The 13,108-nt window shown below is 59.7% G+C and carries 13 protein-coding genes; 1 reads left to right on the top strand and 12 read right to left on the bottom strand.

What is annotated here, in order from left to right; all coding sequences use genetic code 11:
• Positions 1-35: 35 nt before the first annotated feature.
• The 5 genes from surE to AC3ITY_RS05840 are packed head-to-tail and all read right to left on the bottom strand — an operon-like array spanning position 36 to position 4,311.
• Positions 36-785: a 5'/3'-nucleotidase SurE gene (gene surE, locus AC3ITY_RS05860; RefSeq protein ID WP_150727669.1), complete on the bottom strand. Its 750-nt coding sequence runs from the start codon at positions 783-785 to the stop codon at positions 36-38.
• A complete protein-coding gene (truD, locus tag AC3ITY_RS05855; protein WP_223458869.1) occupies positions 773-1,831 on the bottom strand; it encodes a tRNA pseudouridine(13) synthase TruD in 1,059 nt (352 codons plus the stop codon). The genes surE and truD overlap by 13 nt, the downstream gene beginning before the upstream one ends.
• Complete coding sequence (gene ispF, locus AC3ITY_RS05850) at positions 1,828-2,301, bottom strand: 2-C-methyl-D-erythritol 2,4-cyclodiphosphate synthase (RefSeq protein WP_489308087.1); 474 nt, start codon at positions 2,299-2,301, stop codon at positions 1,828-1,830. Before ispF ends, truD begins: the two co-directional genes overlap by 4 nt.
• Positions 2,302-2,344: 43 nt before the next feature.
• Positions 2,345-3,190, bottom strand: a complete 846-nt coding sequence (fghA, locus tag AC3ITY_RS05845) for an S-formylglutathione hydrolase (protein WP_489308086.1) — start codon at positions 3,188-3,190, stop codon at positions 2,345-2,347.
• An 8-nt stretch (positions 3,191-3,198) separates the two neighbouring features.
• Positions 3,199-4,311, bottom strand: a complete 1,113-nt coding sequence (locus tag AC3ITY_RS05840) for an S-(hydroxymethyl)glutathione dehydrogenase/class III alcohol dehydrogenase (protein WP_008054058.1) — start codon at positions 4,309-4,311, stop codon at positions 3,199-3,201.
• Between the two features lie 107 nt (positions 4,312-4,418).
• Here AC3ITY_RS05840 and AC3ITY_RS05835 point away from each other — a divergent pair, with 107 nt between their 5' ends.
• Complete coding sequence (locus tag AC3ITY_RS05835; RefSeq protein WP_489308085.1) at positions 4,419-5,315, top strand: LysR family transcriptional regulator; 897 nt, start codon at positions 4,419-4,421, stop codon at positions 5,313-5,315.
• A 6-nt stretch (positions 5,316-5,321) separates the two neighbouring features.
• Here AC3ITY_RS05835 and ispD read toward each other — a convergent pair whose 3' ends face one another.
• From ispD to AC3ITY_RS05800, 7 genes are all read right to left on the bottom strand, one after another.
• Entirely contained in the window at positions 5,322-6,029 is a 708-nt protein-coding gene (gene ispD, locus AC3ITY_RS05830; RefSeq protein ID WP_489308084.1) for a 2-C-methyl-D-erythritol 4-phosphate cytidylyltransferase, read from the bottom strand.
• Positions 6,026-6,304 carry a cell division protein FtsB gene (gene ftsB / locus AC3ITY_RS05825; RefSeq protein WP_007996937.1) on the bottom strand — a complete coding sequence of 93 codons (279 nt, stop codon included), beginning with the start codon at positions 6,302-6,304 and terminating at the stop codon, positions 6,026-6,028. Before ftsB ends, ispD begins: the two co-directional genes overlap by 4 nt.
• Before the next feature lie 170 nt (positions 6,305-6,474).
• Positions 6,475-7,764 carry a phosphopyruvate hydratase gene (gene eno, locus AC3ITY_RS05820; protein WP_046041152.1) on the bottom strand — a complete coding sequence of 430 codons (1,290 nt, stop codon included), beginning with the start codon at positions 7,762-7,764 and terminating at the stop codon, positions 6,475-6,477.
• A gap of 156 nt (positions 7,765-7,920) precedes the next feature.
• Positions 7,921-8,766 (bottom strand): 3-deoxy-8-phosphooctulonate synthase, encoded by an 846-nt coding sequence (gene kdsA / locus AC3ITY_RS05815; protein WP_489308083.1) that lies wholly within the window; start codon positions 8,764-8,766, stop codon positions 7,921-7,923.
• Positions 8,767-8,771: 5 nt separating this feature from the next.
• The gene (pyrG, locus tag AC3ITY_RS05810; protein WP_150727676.1) at positions 8,772-10,403 is read right to left on the bottom strand and encodes a CTP synthase; all 1,632 of its coding nucleotides are present in this window, start codon (positions 10,401-10,403) and stop codon (positions 8,772-8,774) included.
• A 274-nt stretch (positions 10,404-10,677) separates the two neighbouring features.
• Positions 10,678-12,006, bottom strand: coding sequence for a tRNA lysidine(34) synthetase TilS (tilS, locus tag AC3ITY_RS05805; RefSeq protein WP_489308082.1), 1,329 nt, complete (start codon positions 12,004-12,006; stop codon positions 10,678-10,680).
• 146 nt (positions 12,007-12,152) lie between these two features.
• Positions 12,153-13,100, bottom strand: a complete 948-nt coding sequence (locus tag AC3ITY_RS05800; protein ID WP_223458853.1) for an acetyl-CoA carboxylase carboxyltransferase subunit alpha — start codon at positions 13,098-13,100, stop codon at positions 12,153-12,155.
• Positions 13,101-13,108 lie beyond the last annotated feature (8 nt).

Here is a 13,108-nt window from a genome sequence, read left to right as displayed (position 1 = left end):
GCCGCGACGCAGCATATCGTCTTGTTCGCGACCCATCAGCGCAGTCCCTCCAGCCAGCCATCCAGACTTCTGAAGGCATCATTGAAGGTGCGGTCCAGTTGCAGCGGCGTGATCGAAACATAACCCTGCATCACTGCATGGAAATCGGTACCCGGACCGCCGTCTTCGGCATCCCCGGCCGCCGCGATCCAGTAACCGGACTTGCCCCGCGGATCCACCACTTTCATCGGTGCCGCGGCTCGGGCGCGATGGCCCAGGCGGGTCAACTGGATACCGCGGATGCGGTCCAGCGGCAAATTGGGAATATTCACGTTCAGTACCGTACGCGGTGGCAGATCCAGGTCAGCATGGGCTTCGACCAGTTTGCGCGCGAAATAGGCAGCTGTGGGAAGGTTATCTACTTGTCGTGAGACCAGCGAAAAGGCAAACGAAGGGTGTTTCAGGAAACGCCCCTCAAGGGCCGCCGCCACCGTGCCGGAATACAGGACATCGTCCCCCAGGTTCGCGCCCAGGTTGATCCCGGAAACCACCATGTCCGCTTCGCGCTCCAGCAGGCCATTGAGACCCAGGTGGACACAATCGGTTGGCGTGCCGTTGAGGCTGATAAAGCCGTTGGCCAGGGTTTGCGGGTGCAACGGACGGTCGAGCGTCAGCGAACTGCTGGCGCCGCTTTTGTCCTGGTCCGGGGCGATAACCACACATTCGGTGTAATCCGCCAGCGCAGCATAAAGCGCGGCGAGACCCGGTGCGGTTACTCCATCGTCGTTAGAAATCAGAATACGCATGGGCTGTCCGTCTGCCCCACCGGCACCAGATCAACAAGCTCACGCACCAATACGGTGGCGAAGCATCCGGCCGGCAGGATGAATTCCAGTTGCAGAATGTCAGGCTCGGGATAATGCCACGTCAACCCGCCAATGGGCAGCCGCAGGATGCGACGTTCGTGGCTCATACCGGCGTTGATCAACCAGTCACGCAAATCCGCTTCGCGTGCGGCGATGGCCTGCTCCAGTTCATGGACAACGCCCGTGGCCGGCGAGTCACCTTCGCCCCACTGCGGACCGGTCGGGTGCAGATCGAGAATCGCCAGGCGCGGGTCGCTGCACTCGGCTTCGCCTGCCGGGAAAAAGCTGCGGCTGTCAGTGAACGCCAGCAGATCGCCCACCTGGGCACGCTGCCAGGTGCCATCGGCGACACGCGCGGCCAGCACCTGATTGAACAGAAAACTGCGCGCCGTGGAAAGCAGGCGCGAGCGCACATTGCGCTGCTCCGGCAAGGCCTTGCGCGCGGCCCAGGCGCGAGCATCGACGACGTTGCCGCCGTCATGGCCGAAGCGCTGGGCGCCGAAATAATTGGGGATGCCTTGCTTGGCGATCAGTTGCAGACGCTCTTCAAGCGCAGGCTTGTCGCCGGTAAATTGCGTCAGGCGCAACGTAAAACCGTTGGCCGAGTGCGCACCGCGTTGCAGTTTGCGCTTGTGGCGGGCGGTCTTGAGGATCTTCAGCGTATCGTTTTGCGCGGCCGACAGATCAGGGTCGGCCTTGCCCGGCAGTTGCACGCTGAACCACTGGCGAGTCAACGCCTGACGGTCCTTGAGCCCGGCATAACTGACGGTGCGCAATGGCACGCCGGCAGCCTTGGCAATCCGTCGCGCCGCTTCTTCGGTATTCAGGCCGCGCTTTTCCACCCAGATCCACAGGTGTTCACCTTCTCCGCTGAGGGGAATGTCGAGGACTTCGTCGACCTGGAAATCTTCCGCGATCGCTTTCAGGACCGCCGTGCCGAGGGCCTCACCGTAAGCCCGCGGGCCGAGCAACTGCAGTTCGTTCATGCGCGCAGCAACAAGGCAACGGAGTGCACGGCAATGCCTTCTTCGCGACCGACAAAGCCGAGCTTTTCGGTGGTGGTAGCTTTCACGTTCACTTGATCCAACTCTACTTGAAGATCCGCGGCAATCAGCGCGCGCATCGGTTCGATATGCGGGGCCATTTTCGGCGCCTGGGCGACGATGGTGTTATCGACGTTGCCAACTTTCCAGCCTTTGGCATGGACCAGTGCAACGACGTGACGCAACAGCGCACGGCTGTCGGCGCCCTTGAATTGCGGGTCGATATCTGGGAAATGCTTGCCGATGTCTCCCAGCGCCGCGGCGCCGAGCAAGGCATCGCTCAAGGCGTGCAAGAGGACGTCACCGTCAGAGTGAGCGAGCAGCCCGAAGCTGTGTGCAATGCGCACGCCGCCCAGAGTGATGAAATCGCCTTCAGCGAAACGGTGCACATCATAGCCGTGGCCAATACGCATAAAAAAACGCCCCGATTTTTGTCAGGGCGTGATTCTACCTGCATTAGCCAACCAGAGCATGCGCGTGATGCCGCAAGTGGTCGTCAATGAAACTGGCGATGAAGAAATAGCTGTGATCGTAGCCCGGTTGCAGGCGCAACGTCAGCGGATGACCGGCCAGTTTGGCCGCCTGTTGCAAGGCTTCAGGCTTGAGCTGGTTGGCGAGGAAATCGTCGCGATCACCCTGGTCGACCAACAGCGGCAGCTTTTCCTCGGCCTCGGCAATCAACGCGCAGGCATCCCATTCGCGCCATTTCGAACGGTCCTCTCCCAGGTAGCGGGAGAAGGCTTTCTGCCCCCACGGGCAATCCATCGGGTTGTTGATCGGCGAGAACGCCGACACCGACAGATAACGCCCCGGATTGCGCAATGCGCAGACCAGCGCACCGTGGCCGCCCATGGAATGACCGCTGATGCCACGTTTGTCCGACGCCGGGAAATGGGCTTCGACCAATGTCGGCAATTCCTGCACGACATAGTCATGCATCCGATAGTGTCGCGACCACGGTTCCTGAGTGGCATTCAGGTAAAACCCGGCGCCGAGGCCGAAGTCCCAGGCGCCATCCGGATCGCCCGGCACATCAGGCCCGCGAGGGCTGGTGTCCGGTGCGACGATGATCAGCCCCAACTCGGCGGCCATGCGCATGGCGCCGGCCTTTTGCATGAAGTTCTCGTCGGTGCAGGTCAGGCCGGACAACCAGTACAACACCGGCAGCTTCCCGCCCTGCTCCGCCTGCGGTGGCAGGTAGACGGCGAACACCATGTCGCAGCCGAGCACTTCCGAGCGATGGCGATAGCGTTTGTGCCAGCCGCCAAAACTTTTCTGGCAGGAGATATTTTCCAGGCTCATGACAGACCTCAGAAATGAATGACGGAGCGGATGCTTTTTCCTTCATGCATCAGGTCAAACGCCTTGTTGATATCTTCCAGGCCCATGGTGTGGGTGATGAAGGTATCCAGCGGAATCTCACCGGTCTCAGCCATTTCCACATAGCTTGGCAACTCGGTACGACCGCGCACGCCGCCGAACGCCGAACCCCGCCAGACGCGGCCAGTGACCAACTGGAACGGACGGGTCGAGATTTCCTGACCGGCACCGGCAACACCGATGATGACCGACTCGCCCCAGCCCTTGTGGCAGCACTCCAGCGCAGCGCGCATCAGTTGCACGTTGCCGATGCACTCGAAGGAAAAATCGACGCCGCCATCGGTCATGTCGACGATGACTTCCTGGATCGGACGATCGAAGTCTTTCGGGTTCACGCAGTCGGTTGCGCCCAGCTGTTTGGCGATCTCGAATTTCGCCGGGTTGATGTCGATGGCGATGATCCGCGCGGCCTTGGCTTTTACGGCGCCGATAACGGCCGACAGACCGATGCCGCCGAGGCCGAAAATGGCCACGGTATCACCCGGTTTCACTTTGGCCGTGTTGAGTACCGCGCCGATGCCGGTGGTGACACCGCAGCCCAGCAGGCAGACTTTTTCCAGTGGCGCTTCTTTAGCAATCTTGGCCACGGAGATTTCCGGAAGCACGGTGTACTCGGAGAACGTGGAAGTGCCCATGTAGTGGAAAATCGGCTGGCCCTTGTAGGAAAAACGCGAGGTGCCGTCCGGCATCAGGCCTTTGCCTTGGGTCGCGCGAATCGCCTGACACAGGTTGGTTTTACCCGACAGGCAGAATTTGCATTGGCGGCATTCCGGGGTGTACAGCGGGATCACATGGTCGCCCACCGCAACGGAGGTCACGCCCTCGCCAATCGCTTCCACGATCGCACCACCTTCATGGCCGAGGATAGACGGGAAGATGCCTTCCGGATCAGCGCCGGACAGGGTGTAAGCATCGGTATGGCAAACACCGGAGGCCACCACGCGCAGCAATACTTCGCCGGCCTTGGGCATGGCGACATCGACTTCAACGATTTCGAGGGGCTTCTTGGCCTCGAAGGCAACGGCGGCGCGCGACTTGATCATGGTGACTCTCCAGTGAATTAAAACGAGACAGTGAGTGTAATACATGGCTCAACGATGAATAATCGATGCAAATGCAAAATATTATTGCCGCACAGGGATAATCATTGATGTCCGAAAATCGCTGGGAAGGGATCGACGAGTTTGTCGCCGTTGCCGAATGCAGCCAGTTCACCGCTGCTGCGCAACGCCTGGGGGTTTCTTCCTCCCATATCAGTCGACAAATCGTACGCCTCGAAGAACGCCTGCAAACTCGCCTGCTCTACCGCAGTACCCGCCGGGTCACGCTGACCGAGGCCGGGCAAACCTTCCTGCAACATTGCCAGCGTTTGCAGGATGGCCGCGAAGAGGCGTTGCGCGCGGTGGGCGACCTGACCAGCGAACCCAAGGGCATGCTGCGCATGACCTGCGCCGTGGCTTACGGCGAGCGCTTCATCGTGCCGCTGGTGACCCGCTTCATGGGGCTGTATCCGCAACTGCGGATCGACATCGAACTGACCAATCGCCAGCTTGACCTGGTGCACGAAGGCCTTGACCTGGCGATTCGCCTCGGGCGCTTGCAGGATTCACGGCTGGTCGCCACCCGCCTCGCGCCGCGGCGTATGTTTCTCTGTGCATCACCTTCCTACCTTGAACGCTACGGTCGCCCGCACAGCCTGTCGGAGCTGAGCCGCCACAACTGCCTTATCGGCAGTTCGGACCTCTGGCAACTGGAACAAAATGGGAGGGAGTTTTCGCAAAGGGTGCAGGGAAACTGGCGCTGCAACAGTGGGCAAGCCGTACTGGATGCCGCGCTACAAGGCGTGGGGTTGTGTCAGTTGCCGGACTATTACGTGTTGGAACATTTGAACAGCGGCGCATTGATTTCGTTGCTGGAAGCGCACCAACCACCGAATACCGCCGTTTGGGCGCTGTATCCGCAGCAGCGGCATCTGTCGCCGAAGGTGCGCAAGTTGGTGGATTTTTTGAAGGAAGGGTTGGCTCAAAGGCCGGAGTACAGGATTTAAGATCTTTTAGTGACGATTGGCCCAACGCTGTCTCAACCATTCAAGGTCTTCGGGACGCGTGACCTTGAGGTTGTCGGACCGCCCTTCGATCAGGCGTGGCGCCGAACCGGCCCACTCCATGGCCGAAGCTTCGTCGGTAATAACGGCATCGGCCACCAGACTGTCAGCCAGTGCTCGATGCAACGCCCCAAGGCGAAACATCTGCGGCGTGTAGGCCTGCCAAATCACGCTGCGATCCACGGTTTCGACCACACGACCGCGCTTGTCGACCCGCTTGAGCGTATCCCGCGCCGGAACCGCCAGCAGTCCGCCGACAGGATCGTCAGCCAGCTCAGCCAGCAGCTTGTCCAGATCGTCACGACTGAGGTTCGGCCGTGCGGCATCGTGAACCAGTACCCAATCCTCATCGTCGGCACCCTGCGCATGCAAGTGCAGCAACGCATTGAGCACCGACCCGGAACGTTCGGCGCCGCCCTCGACCCGGGCAATACGCGGATCACTGGCACACGCCAGGTTCGGCCAATAAGGATCATCAACAGCAAGACTGACCACCAAGCCTTTCAGGCATGGATGATCAAGGAAACAGCCAAGGCTGTGTTCGAGAATAGTGCGCCCACCCAATTGCAGGTACTGCTTGGGACGGTCCGCGGCCATACGGGCACCGACGCCCGCGGCAGGAATCACGGCCCAGAAGGCCGGTAACGAATTAATCATTGGGCCAACTGGTAAAGGGTTTCACCATCCTTGACCATGCCCAACTCATGACGAGCCCGTTCTTCGACGGTCTCCATGCCCTTTTTCAACTCACTGACTTCGGCGTCCATCACCCGGTTGCGCTCCAGCAACGCCTGGTTCTCAGCTTGCTGATCGGCAATCTGCTGAGTCAACTCGGCCACTTGCGCCAGGCTGCCATTACCCACCCACAGGCGGTACTGCAGGCCAGCCAGCAGCAGGAGCAAGACGAGGAACAACCAATTGGGACTGCGCATCGAATATCAGGTATCCAGTGAAAAAAGACAGCCATGCCAAAACGTGAAGCTTCTGATAGCACGAAGCCTGGAAGAACCAGGCTTGTGCATATAAGGCATCAGATTAGTGGCAAAAACGTCGCTGTAGCGATTTTTTCGACACAATCCGGTGTCTTTTTACCAGTTACCGCTTAACCGCGGAACTCGCTGCGACCGTTGTACTTGGCTTTGCCGTTCAACTGCTCTTCGATACGCAGCAGTTGGTTGTACTTGGAAACGCGGTCGGAACGGCACAGGGAGCCGGTCTTGATCTGGCCAGCCGAGGTGCCCACGGCCAGGTCGGCAATGGTCGAATCTTCGGTTTCGCCGGAGCGGTGCGAGATCACGGCAGTGTAACCAGCAGCCTTGGCCATCTGGATGGCTTCCAGGGTTTCGGTCAGGGTGCCGATCTGGTTGAACTTGATCAGAATCGAGTTGGCGATCTTCTTGTCTATGCCTTCTTTCAGGATCTTGGTGTTGGTCACGAACAGGTCGTCGCCTACCAGCTGGGTCTTCTCGCCGATCTTGTCGGTGAGGATTTTCCAGCCAGCCCAGTCGGACTCGTCCAGGCCATCTTCGATGGAGATGATCGGATAACGCTCGGTCAGACCTTTCAGGTAATCAGCGAAACCTTCGGCGGTGAACACCTGGCCTTCGCCGGACAGGTTGTACTTGCCGTCTTCGTAGAATTCGCTGGCTGCGCAGTCCAAGGCCAGGGTCACGTCGGTGCCCAGCTTGTAACCGGCGTTGGCCACGGCTTCGGAGATCACTTTCAGTGCATCTTCGTTGGACGCCAGGTTCGGTGCGAAACCACCTTCGTCGCCGACGGCAGTGCTCAGGCCACGGGCCTTCAGTACAGCCTTGAGGTGGTGGAAAATCTCGGTGCCCATGCGCAGACCTTCCGAGAAAGACTTGGCGCCAACCGGCTGAACCATGAACTCCTGGATGTCGACGTTGTTATCGGCGTGCTCGCCACCGTTGATGATGTTCATCATCGGAACCGGCATCGAGTAGACACCCGGGGTGCCGTTCAGGTTGGCGATGTGAGCGTACAGCGGCAGGTCCTGGTCCTGTGCTGCCGCCTTGGCCGCGGCCAGGGAAACGGCGAGGATCGCGTTGGCGCCCAGGGAACCTTTGTTTTCAGTACCGTCGAGCTTGATCATTGCCAGGTCGAGCGCTTTCTGGTCGCTTGGGTCCATGCCTTTCAACAGGTCGCGGATCGGACCGTTGATGTTGCCTACGGCCTTCAGAACGCCCTTGCCCAGGTAACGGCTCTTGTCGCCATCACGCAGCTCGAGCGCTTCACGCGAGCCAGTGGAAGCACCGGACGGCGCGCAGGCACTGCCGATGATGCCGTTGTCGAGAAGCACATCCGCTTCCACGGTGGGATTGCCACGGGAGTCGAGAACTTCACGACCTTTGATGTCGACGATTTTAGCCATTGTTGTAAACACTCCAAAGTTGACGAAAACGACGCAGCTGTAGGAAATCTTTGATCGTCGGCAAGTGAGGTGCAGCGGGCAGTCTTGCAGACGACAAGGCTCAGGCCTGAGGGCCTGAGCGTTAAATCGTGCGGTACTTTACCGGAGAATTGAGGATTACGCGGTTTCTACCGTCGGAAAACTCTTCACCAGTTCGTCCAAAGCCTTGAGCTGGGCCAGGAATGGCTCCAGTTTGTCCAGGCGCAAAGCGCAAGGACCGTCGCATTTGGCGTTGTCCGGATCCGGGTGAGCTTCGAGGAACAAGCCAGCCAGGGACTGGCTCATGCCGGCTTTTGCCAGATCGAGGACCTGGGCGCGGCGACCGCCGGCGGAGTCGGAACGACCACCAGGCATTTGCAGCGCGTGGGTCACGTCGAAGAACACCGGGTATTCGAACTGCTTCATGATGCCGAAGCCAAGCATGTCGACGACCAGATTGTTGTAGCCGAAGCTCGAACCACGCTCGCAGAGGATCAACTGATCGTTACCCGCTTCCACGCACTTGTTCAGGATGTGCTTCATTTCCTGAGGGGCAAGGAACTGGGCTTTCTTGATGTTGATCACGGCGCCCGTTTTGGCCATCGCGACCACGAGGTCGGTCTGGCGCGACAGGAAGGCTGGCAACTGGATGATGTCGCAGACTTCAGCGACGACCTCGGCCTGATCAGGCTCGTGGACGTCGGTGATGATCGGCACGCCAAAGGCTTGCTTGATGTCCTGGAAGATGCGCATGCCTTCTTCCAGGCCAGGACCACGATAGGAGGTCACAGAAGACCGGTTGGCCTTGTCGAAACTGGCCTTGAACACGTAAGGGATACCGAGCTTTTCGGTGACCTTCACATACTCTTCGCAAACCTGCATGGCCATGTCACGACTTTCCAGCACGTTCATGCCGCCGAACAGCACCATGGGTTTGTCGTTGGCAATCTCGATGTCGCCGACGCGGATGATCTTCTGTGCCATCGGGGTTACGCCTTCTTCTGGTGTTGAACCAACGCTGCCTTGACGAAACCGCTGAACAGCGGATGACCGTCACGCGGCGTCGAGGTGAACTCAGGGTGGAACTGGCAAGCGACGAACCATGGGTGATCCGGAGCTTCAACCACTTCAACCAGTGCGCCATCACCGGAACGACCGGAGATTTTCAAACCGGCTTCCATGATTTGCGGCAGCAGGTTGTTGTTCACTTCGTAGCGATGACGATGACGCTCGACAATCACGTCCTTGCCGTAGCAACCGTGTACCAGGGAACCCGGCTCCAGCAGGCAATCCTGCGCGCCCAGGCGCATGGTGCCGCCCAGATCGGAGGTTTCGGTACGGGTTTCGACAGCGCCAGTGGCATCTTCCCACTCGGTGATCAGGCCCACGACCGGGTGACCGCTTGCACGATCGAACTCGGTGGAGTTGGCGTCTTTCCAGCCCATCACGTTACGTGCGAACTCGATAACGGCCACTTGCATGCCCAGGCAGATACCCAGGTACGGAACCTTGTTTTCGCGAGCGTATTGAACGGCAGTGATCTTGCCTTCAACGCCACGCAGACCGAAGCCGCCAGGCACCAGGATCGCGTCGACGCCTTCCAGCAGCGCGGTGCCCTGGTTCTCGATGTCTTCGGAATCGATGTAGCGCAGGTTGACCTTGGTACGGTTGCTGATGCCGGCGTGACTCATCGCTTCGATCAGCGACTTGTAGGCGTCCAGCAACTCCATGTACTTGCCGACCATGGCGATGGTGACTTCGTGTTCAGGGTTGAGCTTGGCGTCGACCACGGCTTCCCACTCGGACAGATCGGCACCGCCGCATTGCAGGCCGAAACGCTCGACGACGAAATCGTCCAGGCCCTGGGAGTGCAGGATGCCCGGGATCTTGTAGATGGTATCGGCGTCTTCCAGCGCGATCACCGCACGTTCTTCAACGTTGGTGAACTGCGCGATCTTGCGACGCGACGACACATCGATCGGGTGGTCGGAGCGGCAGACCAACACGTCTGGTTGCAGGCCGATGGAACGCAGTTCCTTCACCGAGTGCTGGGTTGGCTTGGTCTTGGTTTCGCCGGCAGTAGCGATGTACGGCACCAGTGTCAGGTGCATCAGCATCGCGCGCTTGGCGCCGACTTCGAAACGCAGTTGGCGGATCGCCTCGAGGAACGGTTGCGACTCGATGTCACCCACGGTGCCACCGATCTCGACCATTGCCACGTCAGCGTCGCCGGCACCCTTGATGATGCGGCGCTTGATTTCGTCGGTGATGTGCGGGATCACCTGGATGGTTGCACCCAGGTAGTCACCACGGCGCTCCTTGCGCAGGACGTGTTCGTAGACACGGCCGGTGGTGAAGTTGTTGTTCTGGGTCATGGTCGTGCGGATGAACCGCTCGTAGTGGCCCAGGTCCAGGTCGGTTTCGGCGCCGTCGTGGGTGACGAACACTTCACCGTGCTGGAACGGGCTCATGGTGCCCGGGTCGACGTTGATGTACGGGTCCAGCTTCAGCATGGTGACCTTAAGTCCCCGCGCCTCCAGGATGGCCGCCAATGATGCCGATGCAATGCCTTTCCCCAATGAAGAAACAACACCGCCCGTGACGAATATGTAGCGCGTCATGAAAAACCCTAGAAGTCTGCGTTAAAGCGGTCCGAGCCGCCGGGGAAAGCGAAGGAAGGCCGAAGCCCCCGATCACCTGCATTAATCACAGTGCACCTTTCAAAAAAACCGCCGCGTTGGGACAGACCGGAAAATGAAACACCGGTTCGTTGCTCGCTACACATTTTTTGGAATCGCCCAGCAAAGACTGCTTGGTAATCGGCAACTCCTGCAATTCAGGCGAATCCACAGAAGTTGTATCAAGAAGGGAGCGTAGTCTACCGGAAAGCCCCTTTCAGCTCAAACCTTGATCTTCGTTCAGTGGCTGCCAATGCAAATGCCAGTCGCCGAGCGCACCACCATCGAGCCCCTTGAGGTTCGCTACCGCCAGCAGTTGCCCGTCTTTGTAGAGCAGCGGCAATCTGCCGCGTACGAAGGACGGTACAGCGCTTTCATTGAGCAAACGTTTCAGGTCCCGATGGCCGCGGCCTGGCAATGCCATGACCTCTCCCCCTTCACGATAGCGGATCTGCAGCGGGCCATCAGGGATTTGCCCGGTGAGCGAAAGCATGCCGTTGCCCGGAATAGCCAGCGCAGAAGCCGGGGCCAGCCACGCCCCGGCGACGGGCAGAGGCCGCAACCAGTGGCCGGACAGCCACCAGATCCGCCCGCCCGCCCGATGCAGTTCGCCATCGGCCAGCCGCCACACCGGGCAGGCATCGCCGGTGGCGTCGCGCAAATCCTCCCAACCCGACCAATGGTCAGTGTCCGGCAGGCGGGTCAGCGGTTCGAGCCAATGACTCAAGGCATTGCGCTGCCGGGCATCAGACAGTTGCGCAAGGGGCGCCAGTTCAAGAGATCGCAATCCCAGCCAGGCGAATTCACTGGCAGAGCTGGCCTCACGCAAATCCATGTCCGCCAGCTCTTCGAGCAACCCCTGCGCTTCAGTCAAATGCGCCGCGCTGCGGGCCATGGTCGTCACCGCTTGTGGCCAGCGCTGGATCAGCACGGGCAAGACTTGATGCCTAAGGTAATTGCGCGAGTACTGCCGATCCTGGTTCGAGGGATCTTCGATCCAGCTCAAGCCATGCGCACTGGCATAAGCCTCCAGTTCAGCCCGCGTCACATCAAGCAATGGCCGCAGCAAATACCCCTTGCCCAACGGGCGCTGACGCGGCATCCCGGACAATCCGCGCACGCCAGCTCCGCGCAACAAGCGAAACAACAGGGTTTCCGCCTGATCGTCGCGATGCTGGGCCGTCAGCAGCACTTCGTTGGCCTGAACGGTTTCAGTGAAGGCGTGATACCGCGCATCCCGAGCCGCACGCTCAAGGCTGGCACCCGGTTGCACCTGCACGTGAACCACTTGCAGCGGCACGCCCAGCGCAGCGCACACAGCACGACAATGTTCCGGCCACGCATCGGCCACAGCTTGAAGGCCGTGATGAACATGGATGGCACTCAGCGCCGGCAGGGATTCGGTTTTTGCCAGGTGTGCAAGTAGGTGCAGCAGGACGGTGGAGTCCAGGCCCCCGGAGAAGGCGATGCGCCAGGTCGCAGCATTGCGCCATGGTTTCAGATTCAGCAAAAGCCTGGAAGGCAAATCAATCGCGGGCCGATCCATATCTTTCCCTTTGCACAAATCAAATGTGGGAGCGGCGGTTCGGCGTCCCGACTTGCTCGCGAAGGCGGCTAAACATTCAACACATCAGTTGACTGTTATACCGCTTTCGCGAGCAAGCCCGCTCCCACATTCAAGCCGAGGTCAGATCAGAGACCGTAGCTCATCAGACGCTCATAACGACGGGTCAGCAGCGCGTCGTTATCGAACTTCTTCAGCATCGCCAGTTGCGAGCTGAGCTCGGCGCGGATCGATGCAGCGGCAGCGGCCGGGTTACGATGCGCGCCACCCAATGGCTCGCCAATCACCTTGTCCACGATGCCCAGGCCCTTGAGGCGCTCGGCGGTGATGCCCATCGCTTCTGCGGCATCCGGTGCTTTCTCGGCGGTTTTCCACAGAATCGAAGCACAACCTTCCGGCGAAATCACCGCGTAGGTCGAGTATTGCAGCATGTTCAACTGGTCGCAGACACCGATCGCCAGTGCACCACCGGAACCACCCTCACCGATCACGGTGGCTATGATTGGGGTTTTCAGGCGGGCCATCACTCGCAGGTTCCAGGCAATCGCTTCGCTCTGGTTGCGCTCTTCAGCGTCGATGCCAGGGTAAGCGCCTGGGGTGTCGATGAAGGTCAGGATCGGCATTTTGAAACGTTCGGCCATTTCCATCAGGCGGCAAGCCTTGCGGTAGCCTTCCGGACGCGGCATACCGAAGTTGCGGCGAACCTTCTCGCGCACTTCACGGCCTTTCTGGTGACCGATGATCATCACTGGCTGATCATCCAGACGGGCAATACCGCCAACGATCGCAGCGTCATCGGAGAAGTGACGGTCACCGTGCAGTTCGTCGAACTCGGTGAAGATGTGTTCGATGTAGTCCAGGGTATACGGACGTTTCGGGTGACGCGCCAGACGTGCGATCTGCCAGCTGGTCAGCTTGCCGAAGATGTCTTCGGTCAGCGTTTTGCTCTTGTCCTGCAGGCGGGAGATCTCATCGCCGATATTCAGCGAATTGTCATTACCGACCAAGCGCAACTCTTCGATCTTGGCTTGCAGGTCGGCGATCGGCTGTTCGAAATCTAGAAAATTCGGGTTCATAGGCGTCC

It is taken from the genome of Pseudomonas sp. GL_091 (assembly GCF_057837725.1).
The sequence above is the reverse complement of the archived record's forward strand: the minus strand, read 5'-3'. Positions and strand labels throughout refer to the sequence as shown.